Here is a 25,199-nt window from a genome sequence, read left to right on the forward strand (position 1 = left end):
GAACATTGCTTAAGTCATTGTAAAATGAACAAAAAGAACTTAGACACATTGTTCCAAAGAAAATTCAAGGATTTCAAGGAAAAACCGGACGAGAAAGTCTGGGAATCCATTGAAGCCTCATTGGACAAAAAGAAAAAATCCCATAAAGTGATTCCCCTTTGGTGGAAATTGGGTGGAGTGGCCGCCGTATTGGCCCTACTTATTTACGTTATTGATCCCTTGGGGAATTCCCCTGAACAGGATATTATAATCACGGATATTGAAAATACCGATGTTCAAGATGTGGAGCAAACCAAAGGAGAAAAGGAAACGGATTCCTCCTCTCCACAAGGTTCCATTGAAACTGAGGTTGCAGATGTTGATATGACTAACGACGAAGAAACCATAGATACAATCGATCGAACAGAGGACAAAAATGCGGCCGTTGCAGATACCCAGGAAAATCCGGCGGATTCCCGTTTAGACAAAATCAATAAAGGGAAAAATGATATCATCTCGGAAAAAAATCGACAAGGCGAGGCCATTCAAATTACAGATTCCCAAAAAGACAAGCGACAAAATCAAGCGGATACGGATAATTTCCAACTTAAGAATAGCCCTAATCTTGTTCCCAAAAATGAAAATAAAGCCGTTGTTATTTCAAATACTGATTTAGATGGCGAAAAAGGAAAAGAAATGGAGTCCATCCCTGATTCGGAAACCGATCCTGCCAAAGTATCACCCAAAGACAATCTAAAGTATACATCGGAGGAAGGTATTGCAAAAACAGGAGAAGAGATAACGAAGGAGGCTGAGCAGGACAATAATAAATCAATTTTCGATGAAATTGAAGAGCAACAAGAAGATGAGGCCATAGCAGAGGTAAAAAGTAGTAAATGGTCCGCAGGACCCAGCATTGCACCCGTCTATTATAATGCTATCGGTGAGGGATCTCCCGTACACTCCATTTTTGTTCCCAATTCAAAGTCCGGGGATATCAATTTAAGTTATGGTCTTACGGTGGCCTATGAAATCAGTGATAGGTTAAGCATTCGTTCAGGGCTTCATAGGGTAGATTATGGTTACGATACCAACGATGTAGAATTTTCCTCCTCCCTTCAGGCTTCCGCCGAAGGGCAAATTGATAATATAGATTATACCTTTACTTCCAAAACCTTAGTGGTACAAAGCAAGGCTAACGGCATTTCCAATGCCGTGGCCGATCCAGAAGCAGCACTTTTGGATATAGCCGCCCAGAATCCGGCACGGAACGGAATTATGGCCCAACAGTTCGGATATCTTGAAGTGCCCGTGGAACTTAACTACGCCCTTCTGGATAGGAAATTTGGTATAAATCTAATCGGTGGGGTAAGCTCCTTGTTCCTAGTAGATAATGCGGTTACCCTTACCTCAGAGGGGCTTACCACAGAAGTGGGAGAGGCCAATAATGTCAATAATGTAAACTTTAGTACCAATGTAGGTTTTGGCCTCAATTATAGATTTACACCTAAATTACAGTTTAATCTGGAGCCTATTTTTAAGTATCAACTGAATACCTTCTCAGAAACTGCTGGGGATTTCCAACCGTTTTCGGTGGGCGTATATAGTGGATTGAGTTTTAAATTCTAATGATGTTGGTTAGGTAAGTCGTTGTACCCTCAACGACTACTAATTCGCCTCGACAGCTTTGTCGAGGCGTTTTCATTTTTGTAAATCCATTAAAATTAGACCGCGGACCTGTTCCCTTAGTTTCCCTTTATCTTCCTCGGTCAAGGATTGCGTCTCAAAAAAGGGATGTACTTTTACCCGTAGCACACCTGGGCCTCCGCTAAAAAAAGTAAAGGGGAACCGTTTTTTACCATCAAAAAAGGTCATGGGCACAATAGGAATACCATGGGCAATGGCCATTTTGAACGCCCCATCCTTAAATTCGTCCAAGATGACGTGTTCCTCGGGGACACCACCTTCGGGAAAGATGCAAATACTTAGCCCTTGGTTCAAACGCCGTTGCGCCCTTCTATAAACTCCCGTTCTGCTTCGCGTATCTTCCCGATCTACCATGATACAGACCCGTTTATAAAAAAATCCGAACAACGGGATTTTAACCAATTCCTTTTTGCCCACGAAAACAAAAGGACTTCTGCTTATCCATAGCATAAGCATAATGTCCAACATACTCGTATGATTGGCCACAAGCATATAACTTCTGCCTTTTTCCATATGCCGCCCGCGTACAATTTGGGGCGGACAGCCCATACCATAAAGAATAGGGATGGCCCACAGGTTTCGGGCCATCCAAAAAAATTGGGGGTAGTTTCTTTCTGAAAAAGTAAACGCCAAAAGGAATGGAAAAAAGATAAGGATAGGTACTGCCACCAAGATATAGAACCAAATACGGTACAGCGTCTGGCCTATTTTTTTTAGTAATGCGAGCATACAGCCAAAAATAGCTATTTTGCCTTTGTTTTTTCTGATTTCTTTTACCTTTGCCTCTCTTTGAACTAAGCTTATGGCACGAATTTTAACGGGTATACAAAGTACGGGAACCCCACATTTGGGGAATATTCTTGGAGCGATAATTCCAGCAATAGGGATGGCCGCTGATTCCAAAAACGAGTCCTTTCTCTTTATTGCGGACATGCATTCGCTTACCCAGATAAAGGATGGGAACCAACTGCGTAATAATACGTATGCAACCGCCGCTGCTTGGATGGCCTTTGGGCTGGATGCGGAAAAAACAGTTTTTTATAGACAAAGTGATGTGCCTCAGGTCACCGAGCTGGCATGGTACCTCAGTTGCTTTTTTCCTTACCAAAGATTGACCTTGGCCCATTCCTTTAAAGACAAGGCAGGTCGATTGGAGGATGTAAATGCCGGACTCTTTTCCTATCCCATATTGATGGCAGCCGATATCTTGTTATATGATGCCAACATTGTTCCTGTTGGTAAGGATCAATTGCAACATCTGGAAATGACCCGCGACATCGCTTCACGATTCCACGCCCAATTGGGTGAAACCTTTGTATTACCGGAAGCCAAGGTACAGGAAGAAACCATGTATGTCCCCGGTACGGACGGGGAAAAGATGAGCAAAAGCAAGGGCAACCTTATCGATATCTTTCAACCAGATAAAAAACTACGCAAGCAAGTAATGGGCATAGTTACCGATAGTAAGGCGCTCAAAGAACCCAAGAATCCTTCAACGGACAATGTATTTGCACTCTATAAAATATTGGCCAGTGTGGAACAGATCGAGGAAATGAGCGCTAATTACCTAGCGGGCGATTATGGATACGGGCATGCCAAACAAGCTTTGTTCGAACTTATGCTACAGAAGTTCGGTGATGCCCGCGATAAATTTGAGTATTATATGACCCATCTGGAAGAGGTGGACGAAGCCCTGGCCCTTGGGGCTCAAAAGGCCAAAAAAGTGGCTGACGAAGTTTTGTACAGGGTCCGTGGGAAATTAGGGTATTAATTCGTATATTAAAGCGTCCGTCAACGCTTTAACCATGTTTCATAACTTCCTCCCCCTTACAAAGAAAATACGGCTTGGTTTCTTCGTTACCCTTCTGTTCCCAGTACTTCAGGGTTCCAATCTCTATTCGCAACAGACCGAAAACCCGTCTCACCAAATCATTTTAGAGGAATTACGTAATTATGCGACCACTCGCGGACCGGAAAAAATGTACGTACAAACGGACAAGGAGTTTTATGGCAATGGAGAGACTATTTGGTTCAAAGCTTATTTGGTGGATGGCATCACCCACACTCAAAGCACCAAGAGCAAGATAGCCTATGTAGAACTTTGGAGCGAAAAAGATAGTCTAATTGCCCAAAGGAAACTTTACATAGAAAATCTTGGAGCAGCGGGCGACATCAAAATAAATGATAGCCTTCAAGGGGGAACTTATACTTTAAGGGCCTATACCAAGTATATGCTGAACGAAAAAGAGCCGCTCTTTTTCCAAAAACAGATTCCTGTTTGGGACTTGCCAAAGGCCATGGATAAAATAGAACTGCCCGCTGCTGAAATATATTCAGCCCCTTTATCACAACCAAAAACAATCCGCCTGCAGATCAGATTTTTCCCAGAAGGTGGACATTTAGTCGAAGGACTGGAAAACGTCATGGGTCTAAAGGTCACCGATGGTGTTGGAAACGGTATTGCATTACAGGGAAGCGTACTGGATGAAAATGGTACTCCGGTCGCTTTTTTCCGAACTTTCGATTTTGGGTTGGGGAACGTGAATTTTACCCCGGAGCCCGGAAAAACCTATTATGCCCGGATTGACAATGGGGAAATCGATGCATCGTTTCCTTTACCGAAACCATTGGCCAAGGGCTACCTGCTCAATCTCAAAAACAAAGGAGACCATATTCTTATTAAGGTTACCTCCAATAGTGAAAAGGGACTACAGGGATTGTTTTTATTGGGCCATCTTCGGGGGGAAGTCATTTATCAACATCATATAGAGAAACCAAACGCCAAGGGTAGTGCCGTTTTTAAATTGTCCACAGATAAGTTAAAGGACGGTGTGGCACAATTTACCTTGTTCGCACGGGACGGGGAACCGCTCTGTGAACGTCTGGTATTCATGGATTCCCCTGATAATCCAGAACTTGAAATAAGCACAGAGTTCATGGACTATGGAGTCCGTGAATCGGTTTCTACCATGATAGCACTCACGGATAAGGAGGGGATGCCCATACCAGGTGAGCTTTCGGCAAGTGTGGTTAGCAATGATAACCATCTTAAAAGTAAAAGGGGAACGAATATCAAAAGTTGGTTGCTATTGGATTCCGATTTAGGTGGTACCGTGCCAGATTCGGACTATTTTTTTAGGGACGACTCTTCCTCCAGAAAACAGCTTTTGGATGTATTAATGCTTACCCATGGTTGGCGCAGGTTCGTATGGAAGGATATTCGTGATACCTTAACGACCAAGATGTTGGAACATGCCCCCGAAAAGGGAATCGTAATACGCGGCAAGACCACAGCATTCTACAACAGTAACAAACCATTGAAGTCCCAGGTGAAGTTTACCATTTTGGATGATGGCGCCTATCAAGAACAAAGCCCGACCAACCCTCAGGGAGAGTTCAGTTTTGGTCCGTTTATCTTTCGGGACAGTATTAAAGGAATCATCGAGGCCTTTGCACTGGAGAAAAAGAGAAAGCCGGAAGTGGCCATTTATCTGGATTCTACTACCTTTTCTGTCCCTTTCAAACAACCTTTGGGGCGAAAGAGCACATTTGCACTTACCGGAAACATACAGGACTATCTCGAAACGGTACGTAAGAAAAAGGAAACCGACTTCGCTTATGACCCTAAAATAACCAAATTGGAAGAAGTGACCCTGGTTGGCGAGAAAAGGACCAGGGCAAAGCTTATAACGAAAGAGGCCGATGAAATTACGCTACACCAAAGACCAACCCAACGATTATTTACAGATTCCCTCCCTGGCTTACAAGGCGCCAGTATGATGGATATGTTACGTAGAGTGGCCGGTGTGCAGGTATTTGGTAGTTACCCCAAACAAAAAACTGTGTTGCGGCCAAATGGCAGTATTTCAGGGCCGCAGGAACCTCTCTTTATTGTTGATAGCGGTCCAGTTACTTGGGAATTTGTCAGATTTATGATGGCAAGTGAAGTTGTATTCCTGGATGTCCTTAAGGGAGGGGCGGCGGCAGCCTACGGCAGTCGCGGTATTAATGGGGTCGTAGCCATTTACACAAAAGGGTCCCTACGCATTCCCCCGCCCATCCCCAAACGCTTTCCCGGGGTCACGGGTTTTGTTGTTCCAGGGCTGTATAAGGCACGGGAATTCTATTCCCCTGATTATGCCGTATCCAAAAAGGAACATGAAAAACCGGATTACAGAACCACTTTGCATTGGGAACCCAAACTGCCTGTAGCAAAAAATAGTTCTCCTTCCTTTTCCTTCTATACGGGTGATAGTACTGGGGAATATATCATAAAGGTGGAGGGAATGACCCAGGACGGAAGACCTGTCGAGGGACTATCCCGCTTTACGGTCAGCAACGAAGATTCCAAAATGTGACAGGATCAAGTTTTTGGCAAACCTACCCCATGGTCGGTTTTATAAATTAATCTTTAATTTTCTGATGTGCCTATAGGGTTATTAAACTGCATTTTATCGATAAAGTGCCAAAAGTATTGATTCTCGAGTTCTTTTTCCAGCTGTGCAGACCTATTGGTCGGGGAAATCCTAAATGGCTTCGAACAGTTTTCCGGGAAGGGGGCGTATTACACCCTTCATTTCCATATTCAATAAAGTAGAGGATGCCTTGAAAACAGGCAAGCTGCATTCCAGGGCAATGCTATCCAATAATTGTTTACCTTCTTTCTGCAAATAAGTGTAAATGGATTTTTCAGTATCGTCCAACTCTATAAAAAGTTGTTTTTGTACTGTCTTGGTCTCTTCTTTTTCCAATTCCCAATCCAGTAAATATATTAAATCAGCAGCCTTGGTAAGCATATGTGCTTTTTGTTGTTTGATTAAATTATTGCAGCCTGAACTGAACTTGTCACCCGCACGACCTGGTACCGCAAAAACATCACGGTTATAACCATGTGCGATATCCGCAGTGACCAAACTACCTCCCCTCTCGGCAGATTCTACAACTACCGTTGCCTCGCTCATTCCGGCAATAATCCGATTACGTTTCAAAAAGTTCTCACGGTCCGGATTTTGGGTACTCCAAAATTCGCTGAGAAATCCTCCGTTCTTCTCAACATCGTTCATGTATCTGGAATGTACTTTGGGGTAAATTTGATTTAAGCCATGTGCCAGACAACCTATGGTTTGTAATCCATGCTTTATGGCCGTTTTTTGAATACAAATATCCACTCCGTACGCAAACCCGCTCACAATAATAGGATTTAGTGGAGCAATGTCTTCGATAAAAGCTTCACAAAAGGCCATGCCGTAACTTGTTATGTTCCGTGTGCCTACAACACTGATAATTTTTCTTGCCTCCAAGTCCAGATTCCCCCGCATAAAAAGTAAAATAGGACTATCTATGCAGTGCTTTAGATAAGAGGGATAATCGGAATTCAGGAAATAGGAACATGTAATATCATTTTCCAAAATAAATTGGTACTCCACGTGGGCAGCTTCCAGGTGTTCTGAATCGAACAATCCCTTTAGCTTGGCCGTGCCAATTCCGTCAATTTTTTTTAGGTGATGCAGTTTATCATCAAAAACAGCTTCAGGGCTCCCACAATGCGCTATAAGTTTTTTGGCCGTAACATCGCCAATATTAGGGACGTTCTGGAGACGGAGCGCCGCAATCAATTCGCTATTAACCATTTACAAAACCCTTTTAGTTATCCACAAAACGCCTGAAATACAATGTTAATAAAAAGTTATGCAGGTGCTTTATATGGCTATGATTTTTTTTAATATTTGTCCCATATGGCATTGGAACATTATATAACAGAGTTACTTTATAGGTATGATTGCGTGGTGATACCGGGCTTTGGGGCTTTTTTGACCCAAACCAAATCCTCCATTCTCGATACCACTACCCATACATTTCATCCGCCCACGAAAATGCTTTCCTTTAATAAGCAGCTCACTTCCAATGACGGACTTTTGGTCTCCTATATTTCCAAGGTTGAAAAGATTTCTTATGAAGCAACATCACAAAAAATCGACCGTATTTCGAAAGAATGGAGTACCCGCTTGCAAAAAAATGAAAAACTGGAATTGCCAAATTTAGGAGAATTATGGTTGAACGAAATTGGCAAGATTCAATTTCAACCTTACGAACAAGTCAATTACCTCACATCTTCCTTTGGCTTTTCGTCATTCCCGTCTTCGCCCGTACTTCGGGAAAACCTAAAAGAGCGTGTTGTTGTTTTAGAGGAAAAAGTACCTTTTGCCTTCACTCCTGAAAAACGAAAGGAATATTCCTTTAGGCCCTATCTAAAATATGCAGCGGTATTCTTTTTGGCACTTGCCACCGGATTGACAGGTTTTCGTTCGTATCAGGAAGCGCAGAACCGAGAACAGTTGGCAAGACAGGAAGCACAGGAACAAATCTCCAAACGTATTCAAGAAGCTACTTTTTTTAGCAATAGGCCTATGGAACTGCCCACGTTTACCTTGGATGTTGTTACCAAAAAAGGCCTCGTAAAAGGTACGCATCATGTCATTGCAGGTGCCTTTCGATTTAGGGCCAATGCGGACAAAAAAATCCAGCAATTGAACCAACTTGGGTTTAAGGCTTCTTATTTAGGTGCTAATGCATTTGGCCTACATATGGTAGCCTATAGCAGCCATAATGACCCCAAGAAGGCTTTGGAAGCTTTAAAGCAGGTTAGGCGAACCCACTCCAGTGATGCTTGGTTAAAGTCCGTAAAATAACCTCCAGTCCTTTATTTCCCTTTAAATTGAATGTATCTTTGCTCTTGTAATTAAGCATATAGCCCTAAAGACTTAAAGATGCAGGCCAAAAAACCTTCTGAATCCCGAACCATAATGACCGACATGGTACTCCCCAGTGAGACCAACCCCTTGAACAATTTATTTGGAGGCGAATTGTTGGCCCGAATGGACAGGGCTGCCAGTATTGCTGCACGCCGACACAGCAGACGAATTACGGTTACAGCTTCTGTAAATCACGTAGCCTTTAACCAATCCGTTCCCGTAGGTAGTGTCCTTACCGTTGAGGCGGCAGTGTCCAGAGCCTTTACTACTTCGATGGAGGTATATATCGATGTCTGGATGGAAGATCGCTATAATGGAAAGCGAAGCAAGGCCAATGAGGCCATTTATACCTTTGTTGCCGTAGATGAAACCGGAAAACCTACCGAAGTACCCCCACTTGAACCGGAAAGTGCATTGGAAAAGGAACGTTTTGATGCCGCATTAAGGCGCAAGCAACTCAGCTTGGTATTGGCCGGAAAAATGAAGCCCAAGGAGGCCACCGAGCTAAGGGCATTGTTCATGGAATAGACGCCAAACCCTATTAAAAAATCTTAAAAGTCGAAATTATCCGGATCTGGACCGATACGTTCCCCACGGTCAAAACTATCCAAAAAAGCGATTTCATCTGCCGTAAGTTCAAAATCGAAAATTGCGGCATTGGCGAGGATTCGCTCCTTTTTGGCCGATTTGGGAATGGTAACCACTCCTTTCTGCAAATCCCATCTCAAAATAATCTGGGCCGCAGACTTATTGTATTTCTGTTCCAATTCCTTACAAATGTCCAACCGAAACAGCTTCCCTTGCATAAATGGCGACCACGCCTCATATTGTATCCCTTTTGAAGTACAGAAATCAACTAGGTCCTGTTGTACTAAATAGGGATGGAATTCCATTTGATTGACCATAGGTACAACTTCTGTGGTCTGCAATAAATCTTCCAAATGATGTTGCAGAAAATTACTTACCCCTATGGCCTTTATCCTCCCTTCGGCATACAATTTTTCCATAGCACGCCAAGTATCCTTATAGCTTCCGGCAACCGGCCAATGTACCAAATAAAGATCCAGATATTCAAGTTTCAATCGCTTTAGACTATCCTCAAAAGCCCTTAAAGTACTTTCATAACCCTGGTCGGAATTCCAGACCTTACTGACCACGAAAACCTCTTCCCTGGCCACCGAACTCTCCCGGATACCCTGGCCCACACCTTCTTCATTCTTATAGACCGCTGCAGTATCCACATGACGATAACCGGCATCCAATGCCCATCGCACCGCATCGACAGCCTCCTGGTCGTTATCCGACTGATATGTCCCCAATCCGAAATAGGGCATATGTACCCCATTATGTAATTCAAAAGTTCCTTGTATGTCGGTAATAGTGCTCATCCTATATGATTTTTGGTTTCTATAATCTATATACCCAATCCTCGGGATTTAGTTTTGAAGTATCCTTATATAAATAAAATTTTAGGCGGGTCTGACCATTGGACCGATTGGTATAAACTGTGCCCAGTTCCGTTTTTGCAGCAACTCTGTCCCCTTTTCTCACAAAAAGATCGGAGAGGTTGTAATAGGTACTAATAAAATTCCCATGTTTTATTTGAACTCCTTTGTTTCCCCCTGGTACGGAAAGAATGGCAATGACCTCGCCCTCAAAAATAGCCCTGGCTTTGGCACCTTGTTCCGTGGTAATAATCACACCATTGCTTTGATGTTTTATCCCCGGATAAACGGCATCCTTATAAACCCCAAACCCCTGACTCTTTATTCCCTTTTCTACAGGCCAAATGAGCTTCCCTTTGTTAGCGGAAAAATTATTGGCCACAATTGTCGCTTCAGGGGTTAAAACAAATTTGTTGACACCTGTACCCGTTTTGCCGGCCCTTTTATTAGATGCCGCAATGGCGTTGCGTATTAGTTCTTCAATCTGCTTATCAATTTTTCGAGCTTCCCGTTGTTTGCTTTCAATAGCGGCAGCATATTTACTTTCATTCTTTCGAATTGATCCCAATAGTTCCTTTTGGGCCTTTATCTCACGCATTAATTGATTCTTGGCCTTTCTATTTTGTGCCAAGAGCACCTCCTTCACTTTTCGTTCCTCGGTAAGATCTTTGTTTAAACGGGTCAGTTCATCCGTTTTTTCGAGTATCATTTCTCCCTGTTCCCTACGATAATCGGTATATTGTTTCATATACTGCAACCGCTTAAACGCCTGAAAGAAATTTTCCGCGGAAAACAGGAACATCAATCGGTTCCGTTGGGCCCTGTTTTGATAAGACTTCCGAATCATCGTACCGTATTCCTGTTTTAAGGTTTGCAAATCGTCCTTAAGTTTGGCAATATTCCGGATATTGGCGTTGATTTTTCGATTCAACAAATTGGATTGCTGATTGGTTACCTGGATCAACTGCTGACGCACATTGATTTTTTTGTCCAAAGCTTCCATTTGGTCCAAAACCGTTCCTCTCTGCTTCTTCTCGGCGAACAATAGGCGATTTATTTCCCGTATCTCATTCTGAAGTCTTTCCCGTTTTGCCTCCAATACCTTTTGTTCATTGGTCTGGGCATTTGCAGGCACCATGCAGAGAAGCGAAAACAATACTAAACAAATCCTATATAGCCCGCTATATATCATTCTTGTTCAAAACTATTTCTGTAAAACCCTTTGGTATTTTATAAGGGAAGTTTAGCTGTTTATTGAATTCCATATTTCGGTATTCAATGTCAATACTATTTGTCTGGGTACTATCAACGGCGGCGACCGTCAACCTTTTAGGTAAAATCCAAGCACTCACCTTTTGATAGTCCTTGTAGTCTATTTCCAATAGCCGTCTTTTTGAAGGTTGGGATAATTGTTGCGTGGCTATCTTAAAATTTGTGGGTTCTACTTGAAACAATGCTTTGAAGACCGGTAAAGCCTGTTTCGGCTTAAGCTGATAGTTTGCTCGAGCAATGGAAACGTTATATTTTTCCTTACGTAAATCAAAAAGGGCATGACCCAATAATAGGTTCTGAACGTTGTCAAAATTCAACTCGGTTCCTAGAAGCTCACTTAGATATGAAAAATCCCCGTCAAAATACTCATTCTGTAATTTGTTATAAAAAGAAACCCTAGTAGGCGTAATATAAGCCTTTACCAAGCCCAGGGGAGCGCTCATCCATATGGCTTTGTCCTTTTGTATTCGAAGGCTTACATTGACGCTTTGAGTAGACTCTCCGTCCGAATAGTCTATTTTGGCCTTTCCACTAAGCGTATTGAAGTTTGTTTGGTTTTGATAATGCTTACGGATTACATTCTTTGCCGATAACTTCTCGTCTATGGAGCCATCTCCAACTACTTTGGCAGATTTGCAGGAAAGTACTAAACACAAAATTACCATAAAGCCTACCCCTGTCCGTGACCTCATCAATTGCCAATCCATAGCTAAAATCCGGGTTTTATCTTACGAAGATACATATTTGCCTTAGAAGTATCGTTCAAAGCCGTGTATGCGGTAACCAACTCTTCATAGAACTTATTGGCCAACGTAACATCATCCAAAATATAGTCCAATGCAGATTCCAGTTCCTCCGCTGCCCGCATATGTTTACCCTTTTTGTTAAGGGCATGCGCCAACGCATAATAAAAATAGGGCTGTAATGGATAGCTTTCCAAAGCCTCATTCGCCATCTCCTCTAGAGGCGACAAGTCATTGGCCTGAATAAGGGCCTCTATCTTAGTTTTATAGTCCAGTAACGGATCCGAAATAACCGTGTTTGTAGTCGCTAGAGATGTTTTGGCTTTATACGACTTTTGCTTTTCGATTGAGTCTTTAAGTTTAGAACGCAGTTCTTCCGAAAATGCCGACACTTGGATTTCATCCAATACCTCCAACGCACTTTCGAAGTTCTTTTGTTTGAAATAAATCAAAGCCAGGTTTTCCCTCAATTGGCTATTGGCATAGGGGATATTTGGTTTTATGCTATTTATTGAACTTCCCTGCTTCAGGATAATATTTACCAAAGTATCCAAATACCAAAGATTTTCAGGTTCTGCATTCAGTGCATCTATTCCATATTCCTCGGCCAAGGTATATTGTTTGTCAGCTAAGTATACCTTGGCAAGTTCATGATCTATCACGTGGCCATCGGTATTCATTTGTCTACACTCCAAGAAAAGGTTTATGGCCTTGTCATAATTCTCGATACTTTTCTGCTTTAAGGCTTCAAAAAACTTCTCCTGGAAAGCATCGGAGTATTCCTCTAAGAAAACTTCAGCACTTTCTTCAACTTCTATGGGCTTTTCTTGTGCATAGATTAGAACTGGCATCAAAAGAAGCCCCATAAAAATCATAGTTATGGAAAATACATATTTCATATATCAAACTTCTCGTTTGGTGTATTCAGGAAGTAAAAACGATGCTATGTTCTGCATTTCGGCATGGTTATATTCTCAACTTGTTCAATTGGGTTCTCACTTAGTACCAGTACTTCCAAAGCCCCCGGACCCACGAACGGTTTCAGATAATTCCGCAACCTCAGTCCAATCCGCTCGTTCATGTTTGGCAACGACCAATTGTGCGATTCGTTCCCCATTTTCGATTGTAAAGGGAACATCGGAAATATTTACAAGAATCACGCCAATTTCTCCCCTATAATCGGCATCAATTGTTCCTGGGGCATTTAATACGGTTATCCCCTTTTTTGCGGCCAATCCGCTCCTGGGGCGAACTTGTGCCTCAACCCCTAAGGGAAGTTCTATAAAAAGTCCTGTTGGTACAATGGCCCTCTTTAAAGGTTGTAACGTTATCCGTTCTGAAATATTGGCCCTTAAATCCATTCCCGCCGATGCTTTTGTTTCATAGTGGGGCAGTGGGTGAGCCGATTTGTTAATAATCCTAATCTTCATTTTTTAAAAAATATCTGTTTTAATTTATCATTTTCCATCTTGTAAATCAAGCCTAAGAACAATATGAGCAAAGTTGATCCCAACAACAGGTTCCCATTGAAAACATAAAATGATAGTGCGGAAAACAGGATCGATAGTCCTAGATAGAATATAATTTTTCTGAAGTTATAGGGAATAGGATAGTACATACGTCCAAAAAAGAAAGACATAATCATCATAGACCCATATGCTACCAAGGTCGCCACCGCAGACGCAACATATCCAAAACGAGGAATAAACGCCATATTAATTACTATGGTGAGCAAAGCACCTATCAATGATATGTAGGCCCCAATCCTTGTTTTATCCGTTACCTTGTACCAAACGGATAAATTGTGATAAATTCCCAGAAAAAAACTGGCCAGGACAATAAGGGGCACAATGGACATGGCTTCCCAATAGGCCTCATTACGAACGAAAATAACCTTCAACACATCCGCAAAAACCACTACGGACAATAAAATAATACTTCCTAAAACCACAAAATAATTGGTTACCTGTGCATACGCCTTTTGAGGGTTTTCGGTTTTAAAATGATTAAAAAAGAAAGGTTCAATTCCCATACGAAAAGCGGTGGCGAACAAGGTCATAAAAAGAGCTAATTTGTAGCATGCGGAATACTTTCCCACTTCGCTTTTAGCGATATCCTCCGGCAACAGCCATTCTAAAAGAATACGGTCAAAAACTTCATTGATTGTAAAGGCCACTCCAGCGATCATAATGGGCATGGAATACCGTATCATCTTGTGCCATAGCACCTTATCAAAAAAGAAAGGCTGTTGCAAATAGAGATGGGACATTAATATAAGCGTTACGCCGCTCGCCACGAGATTGGATATGAATATATACGAAATTTCGAAATTTTCTTGGTACAATCCGCTAAATATGCTTTCAGGATTCCCCTGGGCAATTTTGGGCAGTAATAAAAGAAAGAAAATATTCAACCCAAAGTTTAGGGATACGTTCAAAATTTTTATAACAGCATATCTCGTTGGCCTCTCGTTAGCCCTAAGCCATGCAAATGGAATGATGACCAAGGCGTCCAAAGCAAGAATAAAAATGGCGTAACGAACATATTTGACCTCTATCCCGGTAATTTGGGCCATGCTCTCCTGAAAAAGTAATGCAGCAAAAACAAAAAATGCCGTGGTTCCCAAGATGGAAAGCAAAGATGTGGAGATAACCTTGTTCTTATCTTCCTCTTGACTATAGAAGCGGAAAAAGGCCGTTTCCATGCCGTAGGCCAACAATACATTGAATATGGCGAACCATGCGAAAATAACAGAAACCTCACCATAACCGGCAGTATTCAAAAGTGCAGTATAAAGAGGCAATAGCAGAAAGGAAAGCATTCTAGGCAATACGGTGGCCAAGCCATAGATTGCGGTCTGCTTAAATAGTTTTTTAAGTGGATTCAAGAAATCGATGATTGAAATTCAAAAGTACCGATTTCCCTTCTTGTATAAAAGGCCTATCTTTTTTATGGCCATATTTACCTAATCACTCGAAATTTCGCAAGGATAGCGAAGAGTAGGACATAATTGGGTTCTGCCTGATACCCTCGATTTTAAAATACTTGATTTCACCGTCTTCAAGATATGTCAAAACGGCTTGTGTCCTCGATATTTTAAAAGGCAACAAGGATTCGTTAAAAATGCCTTCATTGCCATTAGGCGAGCTGTCCCTAATACTTGTATTTGTTTTATCTAAAATTCCCATAGGGTACTCGGCTATGGCCACCGCACCAATTTTCCGAAGCTCAATTTTCACATTGATTGCTTTACCCCGGTGATACAGCTTTTGCAGAGTAGCTCTTCTTGTATTTAAACTTCGAATGGGTATTATTACATCATACCCTATTTCCTCTGGATTCTCTTCTATAATCCATCTCTGGGCATAAACCTGCCCTAATCGAAAGGGCAATTCGGTCTTTAACTCCTTTTTGGAAGCACATCCAAATAGGATAAATACAACCGTAATCAGACCACAGATTGGACGTTTCATAGGTACATTGGCAATCGACCTACATATTGATTTTAACAATCAATATGCGGACATGCCATAAAAAAGGTTACAAAAAAGGGAAACCTCACAAATATAGGGTTTCCTATTTTTTTGAGTTCTTTATACGTAGAAAATGTGAATCGCTTCGCCCAATTATTGGGTGATTCCGCACTGATGCATTTGGCTCCGCTAACGCTTCGCCTAATTGTCGGGTGATTCCGCACTGATGCATTTGGCTCCGCTAACGCTTCGCCTAATTGTCGGGTGATTCCGCACTGATGCATTTGGCTCCGCTAACGCTTCGCCTAATTGTCGGGTGATTCCGCACTGATGCATTTGGCTCCGCTAACGCTTCGCCTAATTGTCGGGTGATTCCGCACTGATGCATTTGGCTCCGCTAACGCTTCGCCTAATTGTCGGGTGATTCCGCACTGATGCATTTGGCTCCGCTAACGCTTCGCCTAATTGTCGGGTGATTCCGCACAGAGGTAATTTGGCTCCGCTAACGCTTCGCCCAATTGTCGGGTGCTTCCGCACTGATGCATTTGGCTCCGCTAACGCTTCGCCTAATTGTCGGGTGCTTCCGCACTGATGCATTTGGCTCCGCTAACGCTTCGCCTAATTGTTGAGTGCTTCCGCACCTCCAACAATTTCCAAAATTTCGTTGGTGATTGCAGCCTGTCTGGCCTTATTGTAAGTAAGTTTTAATTGGTCACGTAATTCGGTAGCATTATCCGTGGCCTTATGCATAGCCGTCATACGTGCACCGTGTTCACTGGCAAAGGAATCCCGAATCGCTTTGTATAATTGCGTTTTCAAGGATTTAGGAATCAGCTCTTCCACGATTTCCTCCTTGGAAGGCTCAAAAATGTAATCTGTAACGGATGTTTCGTCTTCCTCGGCGGGGACAATAGGCAAAAACTGCTCCGTCATTACAATCTGAGTGGCAGCATTCTTGAATTTATTATAGACCAATTCAACCCTATCATAAGAACCGCTGGTAAAGTGCTCCATGAGTTCTTCCGCAATAAGGGTTACGCTGTCAAAAGTCAATGCATCGTAAACCTCACTATGGTTGGCCATTATATTGAACTTTTTTCGCAAGATATCATTGCCCTTCTTTCCAATGGCCATGAAATCTACCTGCTTGTCCCCATACGTTCCTTGCAATAAGGAAACGCACTGCTTGATAATATTGGAATTAAAAGCGCCACAGAGTCCACGATTGGAGGTAATGGCTACCACCAATATTTTTTGGACCTCCCTATTATCTGAGAATTTCCCTCCCGCATCAGCATCCAGGCTTGCACTCAAACTTTGCAGAAGTTCCGTAAGCTTATCCGCATAAGGCCGCATTTGGGTAATAGCATCCTGTGCTTTCTTCAACTTGGCCGCCGATACCATTTTCATGGCACTGGTAATCTGCATGGTTGAAGATACCGTTGCTATTCTACTGCGTATTTCCTTTAAGTTCGCCATTTTTTAAGTTAAGGGTTCGGAGGACTAGATTATGGGATTTTAGTAGGGCTACTACAATCCATACCGGCACTCCACACTTCTACTTCACTAACTTCTATATTTTCCGGACAAATCTTTGGCCAAGGTCGTTAACGTATCCGTAACCTCATCGGTTAATTTGCCTGCCTTAAGGGTATCCAGAACATCGCGGTGCTTTGCATTTAGAAGTTCTAGGTAATCCCTTTCAAATTCTTTTACCTTTTCAACGGGTACGTCACGCAACAAATTCTTGGAACCTACATAGATAATCGCCACCTGATCTTCCACAGTAAATGGATCGTTCTGGGCCTGTTTCAATATTTCAACGTTTCTACGCCCCTTTTCGATTACGTTTAAGGTAGCGGCATCCAAATCAGATCCGAATTTGGCAAAAGCTTCCAATTCACGGAATTGCGCCTGATCCAATTTCAAGGTTCCGGCTACTTTTTTCATGGATTTTATCTGCGCCGATCCTCCCACACGGGATACGGAAATACCCACGTTTATCGCTGGCCGAACTCCTTGGTTAAAAAGGTCTTGCTCTAAAAATATCTGTCCATCCGTAATGGAAATTACATTGGTGGGGATATATGCGGATACGTCTCCTGCCTGTGTTTCTATTATCGGTAATGCCGTTAAGGAGCCTCCCCCCTTTACCATTGGTTTTAGAGGTTCCGGCAAATCGTTCATGTTTTGTGCAATAGCATCATCGTTAATGACCTTGGCAGCACGTTCCAACAACCTGGAATGTAAATAGAACACGTCCCCGGGGTAGGCCTCTCGTCCTGGCGGCCTTCTCAACAATAGGGAAACTTCCCGATAGGCTACGGCCTGCTTGGAAAGGTCGTCATATATAATCAATGCGGGACGGCCGGTATCCCTAAAATACTCCCCGATAGCTGCTCCCGCAAAAGGGGCATACACCTGCATAGGTGCCGGGTCTGAGGCATTGGCGGCTACAATGGTCGTATAGGCCAAAGCACCTTTATCCTCCAAAGTTTTTGCTATAGCAGCAACCGTGGATGCCTTCTGCCCTATGGCCACGTAGATACAATATACGGGCTCACCTGCATCATAAAATTCTTTTTGATTGATAATCGTATCTATACAAACCGTAGTCTTACCGGTCTGGCGATCACCAATGACCAGCTCCCTCTGTCCTCTTCCGATAGGTATCATGGCATCAACCGCCTTTACCCCAGTTTGAAGAGGTTCGTTAACCGGTTGTCGGAAAATAACCCCAGGTGCTTTTCTTTCCAAAGGCATTTCATAGAGTTCGCCGGAAATAGCGCCTTTACCATCAATAGGTAATCCTAAAGTATCCACAACCCGACCAACAATGCCTTCTCCCACATTAATGGAGGCAATACGCTGGGTACGTTTTACCGTCGCACCCTCCTTGATTTCCTTTGAGGGGCCCAATAATACAACCCCAACGTTGTCTTCTTCCAGGTTCAAAACAATACCTTCCAATCCTCCTTCGAATTCAACCAATTCCCCATACTGAGCATTGGAAAGACCATATACACGGGCTATACCGTCCCCTACCTGTAGTACAGTCCCCACTTCGTCCAAGGTAGCGGTAGCTTCAAATCCTGATAATTGCTTCTTTAATATCGCCGATACTTCAGCGGCTTTTACTCCTGCCATTTTTTCTAGATGTAAGAGGTAAGACAAAAGACGTTAGCATGTCCGTTGCCTTAACTTCGTTTTATAGACTATTCGTAAATTCTCGTTTAATATTGTTCAATTTATTGGCGATACTGGCATCATATTGCAAATCGCCTACGCGAAGGATAAACCCTCCAATTATGCTATCGTCAACCGTATTCTCAAGGGTTACCTTGTTTCCGGTAATTTGGCCAAGTTGTTTTAATACTTTCTTTTCCAGTTCTTTCGTCAATGGAACCGCAGTGGTCACAAAAGCTACATCCTCACCCTTTAGCCGCTCATTTAAGATGATGTATTTAAGCGCGACCTCATTTAGCATATCGATTCGTCTATTATCCACCAATAGGTTGATTAAGCCTTCCGTGATAGGGTGACTGCCCTCAAAAACGGCCAATATGACTTTCTTTTTGGCAGTACCTCCAACAATAGGGCTACCCAATATGTCCTTAAGCTCTTTGCTTTCGGAAACGGTCTGCGTTATTGTACGCATATCCTTTTCTACGACATCCGTAGCTTTACCCTCCATTGCCAAATCCAAAATTGCCTTGGCGTACCGTATAGCCGCTCTAGAATCTTTCATTCTGGACTAGTTCAATTTAATATCACCCAACATATCGTCAACCATCTTCAATTGCTTGTCCTTGTTGGAGAGTTGTTCCTTAATCACTTTCTCGGCAATCTCAACGGATAGCTCGGCCACTTGATTTTTGATATCGGCTACGGCTGCTTTCTTTTCACTTTCAATCGTTGCCTGGGCCTGCTTGATCATCTTATCGCCCTCAATCTTGGCCTGCTCTTTGGAATCAGCAATCATCTTGTCCTTGATTTCCCTTGCTTCCTTAAGCATGGTCTCACGTTCATTTCGCGCCTCCTGCAAGAGCTTTTCACTGTCCGCAGTTACATTTTGCATTTCTTTTTTGGCCTCTTCAGCAGCGGCCAATGCATTTTTTATACCTTCCTCGCGATCGTTGACCGCATCCAAAATCGGCTTCCACGCATATTTGCGGAGCAATAACAATAATAGGATGAACAATAGGGTCAACCAAACGAACAGTCCTAACGAAAATTCATTTAATAATTTCTCCATACTTTTATTTTAAGTCAATCTTTAAACTTTGGGCAATGGCCATAACCAACCGTTATAGCCATTGCCTAAGATTGTTTAACCTACTGCGAATAAGGCAGCAAATCCAATACCTTCAATAAGCGCCGCTGCAATCAACATTGCTGTTTGAATTTTTCCGTAAGCTTCAGGTTGACGGGCAATGGCCTCCATGGCAGATCCTCCGATCTTACCAATACCAAGACCAACACCGATAACTACCAAACCTGCACCTACCATAATTGGAATTTCCATAATCTATCTAGTTTAAAAATTAAAAATTCAATCTAAAACTCCCTTTTACAGGAATTACATACTACTATTTATAAATGGGCCAACTCCGGCTCATCTTCATGCTCATGATGATCATGTTCCTCTGAGGCAAAACCGAAATACAGGGCGGACAACATGGTGAAAATATAGGCCTGTAGCAATGCCACAAGAATCTCGATCAATGAAATGGCAAACGCCAAGGCGAATGACAAGGGGCTTCCCAACCAACTTTTGAAAAGGAACATAAGCCCGATTAAGCTCATTAAAACAATATGGCCTGCCTGCATATTGGCATATAAACGAATTAAAAGTGAAAAAGGCTTAATTATCAATCCCAATAGTTCTATGGGCACTAATATGATATACAAAGGTATTTTTGCATACCAAGGCATGGTATCCCCTAATGGGTCGAACAGGTGTTTCCAATAATCCTTTGTTCCTGTAAAGTTCGTAATCAAGAAGGTCAACAGGGCCAATCCACAAGTGATGGCAATATTTCCGGTTACATTAATTCCTAATGGTGTTAAACCAAAAATGTTCAGGAACCATATAAAAAAGAATACGGTCAACAGAAAGGGCATATACTTTCTATAATTTTTCTCCCCAATATTGGGCCTTGCAATATCATCCCTTATATATAGCACAATGGGCTCAAAGAAACGACCTGCTCCCTTGGGAATCCCCCCATTTTTGGCGTAAGACCTCGCCAAGCTTGTAAAAAGCCAAAACATCAAAAGCCCCGTGATAAAAATCATGGCCACATTCTTGGTAATGGAAAAGTCCAGGGGTTTTATGTTGGTGGGATGTTCTTCCGCATCATAATCAATGGTTCCCTTGGCATCGGTCTTATATATTTTGCCATGGTAAAGCTTATAATAGTTTCCATCCGCTTCGGCAAGCTCTTCCCCATGATGAAATTTGGAGGACGAGAATACTTTAAGCCCGTCATCCCATAAAATGACCGGCAATGGGAGCCCTACATAAACATGTTCCCCATTTTCCTTAGTGTAGGAGAACAGTGAAAAATCATGGGAATCCAGTAGGTGATGTTGAATGTATTCCTTAATCTCGGTCTTAAGGTCTTTCTGTGGTTCGTCCGAGTGTTGCTCCTTGTCTTTTCCGAACATGTTTGCACTCAATAAAAGTACTATGGCCAAAAGAAAATTTGCAAAGTATGTCTTTTGCATAAAGCTCTAAAGTATCGGTCTTTAAAAATCGGTGCAAATGTAAGGTATTCCATTAAAAAGAAAAAAGCTTTTAAGCGTTTATTTCGGAGTACCTTAAGAAAAGAAAATCAAGACATTTTTTGAAGCATTTTGGCCGTAAAAACAGTTTCCAAAATTAGACAAATCGCATAGGGCACAAAGAAAGCGGCGAACTCCAATTTGTTCATGTCTCCATCAATCTTATACGAGGGATAGAAGACTATAAAAAAAACGATGAACTTTAAGAAACTGCCCGCCATAAAAAGAAAACCGATGCTATTCTTTAACTTTTTTCGAAAGACGTAGAGCAAAATGAATATTGCAGCCGCCAAAAGGCCGTTAACAAGATAGGACCATACCAACATATTGCCATAAGGAGGAAATCCCGAGCTACGTAGGAGGGCAACATGTATAAAAAAAAGAAGTCCCAATACTGCTATTAGGACTATAAGAAATTGAATTGTGGGATTGGTTTTGGACATAATCAATATTCGATCCGTTTTAATTGTCGCAAAACTACCCAAATTGAAACGGCTACGCCAAAAATTGTGGAAATAGCCGTAAAAATTCTTTTCTCGGTCTCGTAATGTTGATCCAACCAGATACCGCCTTTGGCCGCCAGAAAAATAATGGCCCCCATTTGAAAGGCAATACCTGAAAGCACCGCTACATTCTTTAGGGTGTTTTTCTTTTTAGGAAACTTTTGCCCGCTCATTGCTAGTGCTGGAACTACCTACTGAGGACTTATAGCTACTGGAGGCGGTACTACTTGTACTGGAACTGCTACTACTGGAGCTAGGACTACTGCTGCTACTTAGGGAACCGCTCTTTCCTTTCATGCTACAAGAGGCATTGAAAGCAGCTCCCGGCTCTACGGCCAATTTGGATACGGAAACCGTTCCTTCTATAACTGCCGAGGATTTTAGTGAAAGTAGGTCGGAAACAAGAAGTTCTCCATTGAAACTTCCTTCAATATCCGCATTTACACATTCCACTTTCCCTTTAATAAGACCGTCTTTTCCAATAACTACTTTTCCGGAAGTCTTTACATTTCCATCCAATTTACCATCGATTCTAAAGTCTGCTTCGGAAACGATGTCTCCTTTGATCCTGGTGTTTTTTTCAATTCTGTTGGGCTGTCCACTGATTTCGTTCATAGTTCTAGGTTTTTTGTTGTCTGAAAACATTGTTGTTCATGGTTTTGGGGTTAACAATTTATTTCTATATTCCTCTACATTTTTATGTACTTGAAGGATTTTATAGTTGGAAGATAAAATTACAAAATTCTCATTATCAACCTTATAATCCTTGTTAATATTTAGCAATTCTACATAGCCTAAGGCAAAATCCTTGGACTTAAAGCCATGTACTACTACAAATTGATCTTCTAGATTGTACACGTCCTTGGAAACAATGTTCCTGTACCTTAGATCCTTGATCGATTTCTTTAACTTCTCCAATAGTTTTTGGGCCACTTCGTCATTTTTCCTTTTGAACGGAAAAACAACCTTCCAATTTCCAGCACCCGAAGATCCGATTTCAGGGGAAAATTCCTTAGGCTCCAACTTGGGTAATTGTTCGGCTACCATTTGTTCTGCCTTTTTACCCTCCGGATTATTGGGATATGTTAAGGCTACATAGTTCAATGCCTCCTTAAAGGGCTCATACCCTTGCAGCCTACCAATGGCATTGGCCTTTAGCATTTCAAATTTTGGCACAATAGGGTCCCCTGTATATCTATTTATATTCTCTTCCGCTCCGGTAATCACTTTTAGGAATTCCTGATTTTTATATTGTTTGTACAGGGCGGCATATCGGGCATCCGGGCTATCGGCACTCCCGGTCAGAATGGCCTGCGGATTCAACAAAATCTCGGCATATCTGGAATCCCCATGATTTTGAATAATGTTCTGTTTCATTTCGGCCGCCAATGTGCTTCCTTCTTCTTCATAAATCTTGTACAAGTTGTACTTTGAAGGAAGAACCAGACGTTCCTCAGGATTCGACTTTAAAACATCCTCCAACTTTCCGGCAGCTAATAGATTCTCTTTGAACTTTTCCTTGTAAATAAGACCCAACTGATAATTGGCAAAGTTCCTTTCATTACTAAGACTATCAATAACGGAAACATCCTTGGGAACCCGCTCCATATAAAAATCAAGGTCGTATTTTTCATCTCCAATAGGTTCATCAGAAATAGTGGTTCCGTCCGCTAACAATTCACCAGTGGCCTCTGATGGCAATGCTCTGGTCTTATTGCTCCAACGCCAGTCATCCTCTAATTGACGGTTACCCCATTTGGTGGTAAAATCATTCTTGCCGTAGCCTAAACTTGTTATATTATAAAAATAGAACTTTCCTTTGTTTTCCTTGCCGCCCTTACTTTTAACAAAAGAAGCAAAACCAGCTGTTATCCGCTCCTCTTCCTTTTTTGCCGCCTCCTCTTCCGCTTTTCTTATCTCGGCGATGTAGTTTTCAAAATAGGCTATCTGTTCATCCTCGGGCATCTTATACAGCGTTATGACACTGTCCGCATACTGTACAATGTCTTCATAGGTAATGACATCTTCCAAATTGTCCAGTTTCTTTTTGACGGATCGATACTTCTTGGTGTTTTCAGCTAGGTTAGTCAAGACACTATCATAATAAGCCCCAGCTACTTTATAGTTGTTTCCGTCAAAATTATATTCCGCAAGGTTTTCGTAGTTGAGTGCATTCAACTTTGGTTCGTTTTGTGTGGCACGAAGTGATTTGTTGAAGTACAACAGGGCAAGGCTATCAGAACCCCGATCCAAGTGAAACTCTGCAACCTGTCTATAAATCTTGTCCAGAAATGGTCTGTTTTCCCTATTCTCTTCCAAATCTGTTAGGTACTCTAAGAGCTCTTCCTCGTTTTCCGGATTGATTTCTATATTTCGGATTTTCTGGATTTCAGCATTGATCATATAGACCCTCGGCGACTTTCTATTCAATTCTATGACCTTGTCAAAAGCGTAGTTGGCACTATCCTTATGGTCTAATTGATTGTATAACTGTCCAATAATGTAGTAATAGCGTCCCTTTTCAGGGTTCTTTTTGGTATAGTAGGATGCTATCTTTAGTTGTTGTATGGCCGTATCCGGTGCATTGAGATTAATGTAGGCCTGGGCCATCATTGCCCTGGCATCGGCATAGTCCTGGTCTTTAAGCTCCTCCAGTTTCATTAAACGTTTTAGGTTCTTTATGGCCAGCTCCTCGTTTTCTAGGCGAATGTTGACTTTTTCCCGCCAAATATGCGCTTCGTTTAGTTTATCGCTGTAAGTATACTTTTTTATAACATAGTTGAATGCTTCCAGGGCCGGAATATAGCGCTGATCAAAATAACGGGCCTTGCCTAATAAAAGAAAAGCCTCATCCGTTTGTGGATTGCGCTCTTCATCCTTAATGTCCATACTGTGTTTCTGAATCGCCTTGGTAGCCTTGTCCTCGGCTATGATGAAGTTGGGATTGTTGTCCTCGGAATCCAGTTTTATGTCATCGGTAACTTCCAAACGTTCAATGGGAAGAATTTCCCAATAATCGTCCTTATAGCTTGCATTGAGTTCTTCCCTCCCTTGTTCGAATGCGATATTGCCATTGTACAGCACATTGTATTTTGTATTGAGTGCATGCCAATTGCGATTGATGAATGCATCTTTTTTGGTAGAGCAAGCGCTAAAAACAATGCCCCCCAATGATATGAAAAGAATAAGCTTATAATGAAGTTTCAAAATTCCGATTGTACTTACATAAGGTTAACTTAAAAACAACGGGATTATTATGTAGTTGGTCGATAAAAAGTAAAAAAGAAAGGGGCTGGCCCAGATTGGTAAATCCTCTGTACTAACCAAAAAATAAAGGATATTCGCTAGCATGAAGGAAAACAGGTGAGTCATAACAGACTATACGGTCCATACCATTACGGAGCTACCCGGTGCAGGATGCCTATATGAACTGCTTATGGATAATTTACAGTAGAACATCGGGGGAAACCAAATTGCCAATATCAAGACCAAATTTAGAATAAACCAGGTGGTCTGTTTTTTAAAAAAATGTCTCCTA

At 42.1% G+C, this 25,199-nt stretch carries 24 protein-coding genes; 5 read left to right on the forward strand and 19 right to left on the reverse strand.

Translation table 11 applies throughout. From position 1 onward, the window contains the following. Nucleotides 1–24 precede the first annotated feature (24 nt). On the forward strand, nt 25–1,608 hold the full coding sequence (locus tag D7Z94_RS02425; RefSeq protein WP_120709906.1) for an outer membrane beta-barrel protein: 1,584 nt from the start codon (nt 25–27) through the stop codon (nt 1,606–1,608). A 72-nt stretch (nt 1,609–1,680) separates the two neighbouring features. On the opposite strand, the gene D7Z94_RS02430 is transcribed toward D7Z94_RS02425, so the two are convergent. Next, nucleotides 1,681–2,415, reverse strand: a complete 735-nt coding sequence (locus D7Z94_RS02430) for a lysophospholipid acyltransferase family protein (protein ID WP_120709907.1) — start codon at nt 2,413–2,415, stop codon at nt 1,681–1,683. Between the two features lie 73 nt (nt 2,416–2,488). On the opposite strand from D7Z94_RS02430, the gene trpS reads away from it, so the two are divergent. Together trpS and D7Z94_RS02440 are read left to right on the forward strand one after the other, a co-directional pair. Then, nucleotides 2,489–3,457: a tryptophan--tRNA ligase gene (gene trpS, locus D7Z94_RS02435; RefSeq protein ID WP_120709908.1), complete on the forward strand. Its 969-nt coding sequence runs from the start codon at nt 2,489–2,491 to the stop codon at nt 3,455–3,457. Nucleotides 3,458–3,491: 34 nt separating this feature from the next. Then, nucleotides 3,492–6,044, forward strand: a complete 2,553-nt coding sequence (locus D7Z94_RS02440) for a TonB-dependent receptor (protein ID WP_120709909.1) — start codon at nt 3,492–3,494, stop codon at nt 6,042–6,044. 168 nt (nt 6,045–6,212) lie between these two features. Here the strand turns inward: D7Z94_RS02440 and dprA are convergent, their stop codons facing one another. Then, a complete protein-coding gene (gene dprA, locus D7Z94_RS02445; RefSeq protein WP_120709910.1) occupies nt 6,213–7,316 on the reverse strand; it encodes a DNA-processing protein DprA in 1,104 nt (367 codons plus the stop codon). 105 nt (nt 7,317–7,421) lie between these two features. Between dprA and D7Z94_RS02450 the strand changes: the two genes are divergently transcribed. Beyond that, on the forward strand, nt 7,422–8,375 hold the full coding sequence (locus tag D7Z94_RS02450; RefSeq protein ID WP_120709911.1) for an HU domain-containing protein: 954 nt from the start codon (nt 7,422–7,424) through the stop codon (nt 8,373–8,375). A gap of 78 nt (nt 8,376–8,453) precedes the next feature. Then, a complete protein-coding gene (locus tag D7Z94_RS02455) occupies nt 8,454–8,966 on the forward strand; it encodes an acyl-CoA thioesterase (protein ID WP_120709912.1) in 513 nt (170 codons plus the stop codon). Nucleotides 8,967–8,989: 23 nt separating this feature from the next. Here D7Z94_RS02455 and D7Z94_RS02460 read toward each other — a convergent pair whose 3' ends face one another. The 17 genes from D7Z94_RS02460 to porW all read right to left on the reverse strand — a co-directional run bounded on the left by D7Z94_RS02460 (nt 8,990) and on the right by porW (nt 24,868). Continuing rightward, entirely contained in the window at nt 8,990–9,826 is an 837-nt protein-coding gene (locus tag D7Z94_RS02460) for an aldo/keto reductase (RefSeq protein WP_120709913.1), read from the reverse strand. Nucleotides 9,827–9,845: 19 nt separating this feature from the next. Then, nucleotides 9,846–11,021, reverse strand: coding sequence for a murein hydrolase activator EnvC family protein (locus tag D7Z94_RS02465; protein ID WP_245967155.1), 1,176 nt, complete (start codon nt 11,019–11,021; stop codon nt 9,846–9,848). 43 nt (nt 11,022–11,064) lie between these two features. Then, nucleotides 11,065–11,862, reverse strand: coding sequence for a DUF4292 domain-containing protein (locus tag D7Z94_RS02470; protein ID WP_245967123.1), 798 nt, complete (start codon nt 11,860–11,862; stop codon nt 11,065–11,067). Between the two features lie 2 nt (nt 11,863–11,864). After that, nucleotides 11,865–12,797, reverse strand: coding sequence for a tetratricopeptide repeat protein (locus tag D7Z94_RS02475; RefSeq protein ID WP_120709915.1), 933 nt, complete (start codon nt 12,795–12,797; stop codon nt 11,865–11,867). 96 nt (nt 12,798–12,893) lie between these two features. Next, on the reverse strand, nt 12,894–13,328 hold the full coding sequence (dut, locus tag D7Z94_RS02480; protein ID WP_120709916.1) for a dUTP diphosphatase: 435 nt from the start codon (nt 13,326–13,328) through the stop codon (nt 12,894–12,896). Then, nucleotides 13,325–14,785 carry a lipopolysaccharide biosynthesis protein gene (locus D7Z94_RS02485; RefSeq protein WP_120709917.1) on the reverse strand — a complete coding sequence of 487 codons (1,461 nt, stop codon included), beginning with the start codon at nt 14,783–14,785 and terminating at the stop codon, nt 13,325–13,327. The genes dut and D7Z94_RS02485 overlap by 4 nt, the downstream gene beginning before the upstream one ends. An 82-nt stretch (nt 14,786–14,867) precedes the next feature. Continuing rightward, nucleotides 14,868–15,371, reverse strand: a complete 504-nt coding sequence (locus D7Z94_RS02490; RefSeq protein WP_120709918.1) for a hypothetical protein — start codon at nt 15,369–15,371, stop codon at nt 14,868–14,870. Between the two features lie 618 nt (nt 15,372–15,989). Beyond that, nucleotides 15,990–16,850, reverse strand: coding sequence for an ATP synthase F1 subunit gamma (gene atpG, locus D7Z94_RS02495; RefSeq protein ID WP_120709919.1), 861 nt, complete (start codon nt 16,848–16,850; stop codon nt 15,990–15,992). 87 nt (nt 16,851–16,937) lie between these two features. Continuing rightward, nucleotides 16,938–18,518, reverse strand: a complete 1,581-nt coding sequence (gene atpA, locus D7Z94_RS02500; protein ID WP_120709920.1) for a F0F1 ATP synthase subunit alpha — start codon at nt 18,516–18,518, stop codon at nt 16,938–16,940. 61 nt (nt 18,519–18,579) lie between these two features. Beyond that, on the reverse strand, nt 18,580–19,119 hold the full coding sequence (atpH, locus tag D7Z94_RS02505) for an ATP synthase F1 subunit delta (protein WP_120709921.1): 540 nt from the start codon (nt 19,117–19,119) through the stop codon (nt 18,580–18,582). Between the two features lie 6 nt (nt 19,120–19,125). Further along, nucleotides 19,126–19,626 (reverse strand): F0F1 ATP synthase subunit B, encoded by a 501-nt coding sequence (locus tag D7Z94_RS02510; RefSeq protein WP_120709922.1) that lies wholly within the window; start codon nt 19,624–19,626, stop codon nt 19,126–19,128. Between the two features lie 75 nt (nt 19,627–19,701). Then, nucleotides 19,702–19,896, reverse strand: a complete 195-nt coding sequence (gene atpE / locus D7Z94_RS02515; RefSeq protein ID WP_120709923.1) for an ATP synthase F0 subunit C — start codon at nt 19,894–19,896, stop codon at nt 19,702–19,704. 68 nt (nt 19,897–19,964) lie between these two features. Then, a complete protein-coding gene (atpB, locus tag D7Z94_RS02520) occupies nt 19,965–21,101 on the reverse strand; it encodes a F0F1 ATP synthase subunit A (protein ID WP_120709924.1) in 1,137 nt (378 codons plus the stop codon). A gap of 107 nt (nt 21,102–21,208) precedes the next feature. After that, nucleotides 21,209–21,601 (reverse strand): DUF6168 family protein, encoded by a 393-nt coding sequence (locus D7Z94_RS02525; protein WP_120709925.1) that lies wholly within the window; start codon nt 21,599–21,601, stop codon nt 21,209–21,211. Nucleotides 21,602–21,603: 2 nt separating this feature from the next. After that, entirely contained in the window at nt 21,604–21,834 is a 231-nt protein-coding gene (locus D7Z94_RS02530; protein ID WP_120709926.1) for an AtpZ/AtpI family protein, read from the reverse strand. After that, nucleotides 21,812–22,306, reverse strand: coding sequence for a bactofilin family protein (locus D7Z94_RS02535; RefSeq protein WP_120709927.1), 495 nt, complete (start codon nt 22,304–22,306; stop codon nt 21,812–21,814). Before D7Z94_RS02535 ends, D7Z94_RS02530 begins: the two co-directional genes overlap by 23 nt. Before the next feature lie 6 nt (nt 22,307–22,312). Continuing rightward, nucleotides 22,313–24,868 (reverse strand): type IX secretion system periplasmic lipoprotein PorW/SprE, encoded by a 2,556-nt coding sequence (gene porW, locus D7Z94_RS02540; RefSeq protein ID WP_120709928.1) that lies wholly within the window; start codon nt 24,866–24,868, stop codon nt 22,313–22,315. Nucleotides 24,869–25,199 lie beyond the last annotated feature (331 nt).

This window comes from Ulvibacterium marinum, from assembly GCF_003626755.1.
In the GTDB taxonomy this organism is placed as follows: domain Bacteria; phylum Bacteroidota; class Bacteroidia; order Flavobacteriales; family Flavobacteriaceae; genus Ulvibacterium; species Ulvibacterium marinum.

What these genes read in the sequence shown, in the direction of transcription:
- D7Z94_RS02425 (WP_120709906.1), top strand. Translation starts at nt 25, where the DNA reads ATGAACAAAAAGAACTTAGACACATTGTTCCAAAGAAAATTCAAGGAT.
- D7Z94_RS02430 (WP_120709907.1), bottom strand. Translation starts at nt 2,415, where the DNA reads ATGCTCGCATTACTAAAAAAAATAGGCCAGACGCTGTACCGTATTTGG.
- trpS (WP_120709908.1), top strand. Translation starts at nt 2,489, where the DNA reads ATGGCACGAATTTTAACGGGTATACAAAGTACGGGAACCCCACATTTG.
- D7Z94_RS02440 (WP_120709909.1), top strand. Translation starts at nt 3,492, where the DNA reads ATGTTTCATAACTTCCTCCCCCTTACAAAGAAAATACGGCTTGGTTTC.
- dprA (WP_120709910.1), bottom strand. Translation starts at nt 7,316, where the DNA reads ATGGTTAATAGCGAATTGATTGCGGCGCTCCGTCTCCAGAACGTCCCT.
- D7Z94_RS02450 (WP_120709911.1), top strand. Translation starts at nt 7,422, where the DNA reads ATGGCATTGGAACATTATATAACAGAGTTACTTTATAGGTATGATTGC.
- D7Z94_RS02455 (WP_120709912.1), top strand. Translation starts at nt 8,454, where the DNA reads ATGCAGGCCAAAAAACCTTCTGAATCCCGAACCATAATGACCGACATG.
- D7Z94_RS02460 (WP_120709913.1), bottom strand. Translation starts at nt 9,826, where the DNA reads ATGAGCACTATTACCGACATACAAGGAACTTTTGAATTACATAATGGG.
- D7Z94_RS02465 (WP_245967155.1), bottom strand. Translation starts at nt 11,021, where the DNA reads ATGGTGCCTGCAAATGCCCAGACCAATGAACAAAAGGTATTGGAGGCA.
- D7Z94_RS02470 (WP_245967123.1), bottom strand. Translation starts at nt 11,862, where the DNA reads ATGGATTGGCAATTGATGAGGTCACGGACAGGGGTAGGCTTTATGGTA.
- D7Z94_RS02475 (WP_120709915.1), bottom strand. Translation starts at nt 12,797, where the DNA reads ATGAAATATGTATTTTCCATAACTATGATTTTTATGGGGCTTCTTTTG.
- dut (WP_120709916.1), bottom strand. Translation starts at nt 13,328, where the DNA reads ATGAAGATTAGGATTATTAACAAATCGGCTCACCCACTGCCCCACTAT.
- D7Z94_RS02490 (WP_120709918.1), bottom strand. Translation starts at nt 15,371, where the DNA reads ATGAAACGTCCAATCTGTGGTCTGATTACGGTTGTATTTATCCTATTT.
- atpG (WP_120709919.1), bottom strand. Translation starts at nt 16,850, where the DNA reads ATGGCGAACTTAAAGGAAATACGCAGTAGAATAGCAACGGTATCTTCA.
- atpA (WP_120709920.1), bottom strand. Translation starts at nt 18,518, where the DNA reads ATGGCAGGAGTAAAAGCCGCTGAAGTATCGGCGATATTAAAGAAGCAA.
- atpH (WP_120709921.1), bottom strand. Translation starts at nt 19,119, where the DNA reads ATGAAAGATTCTAGAGCGGCTATACGGTACGCCAAGGCAATTTTGGAT.
- D7Z94_RS02510 (WP_120709922.1), bottom strand. Translation starts at nt 19,626, where the DNA reads ATGGAGAAATTATTAAATGAATTTTCGTTAGGACTGTTCGTTTGGTTG.
- atpE (WP_120709923.1), bottom strand. Translation starts at nt 19,896, where the DNA reads ATGGAAATTCCAATTATGGTAGGTGCAGGTTTGGTAGTTATCGGTGTT.
- atpB (WP_120709924.1), bottom strand. Translation starts at nt 21,101, where the DNA reads ATGCAAAAGACATACTTTGCAAATTTTCTTTTGGCCATAGTACTTTTA.
- D7Z94_RS02525 (WP_120709925.1), bottom strand. Translation starts at nt 21,601, where the DNA reads ATGTCCAAAACCAATCCCACAATTCAATTTCTTATAGTCCTAATAGCA.
- D7Z94_RS02530 (WP_120709926.1), bottom strand. Translation starts at nt 21,834, where the DNA reads ATGAGCGGGCAAAAGTTTCCTAAAAAGAAAAACACCCTAAAGAATGTA.
- D7Z94_RS02535 (WP_120709927.1), bottom strand. Translation starts at nt 22,306, where the DNA reads ATGTTTTCAGACAACAAAAAACCTAGAACTATGAACGAAATCAGTGGA.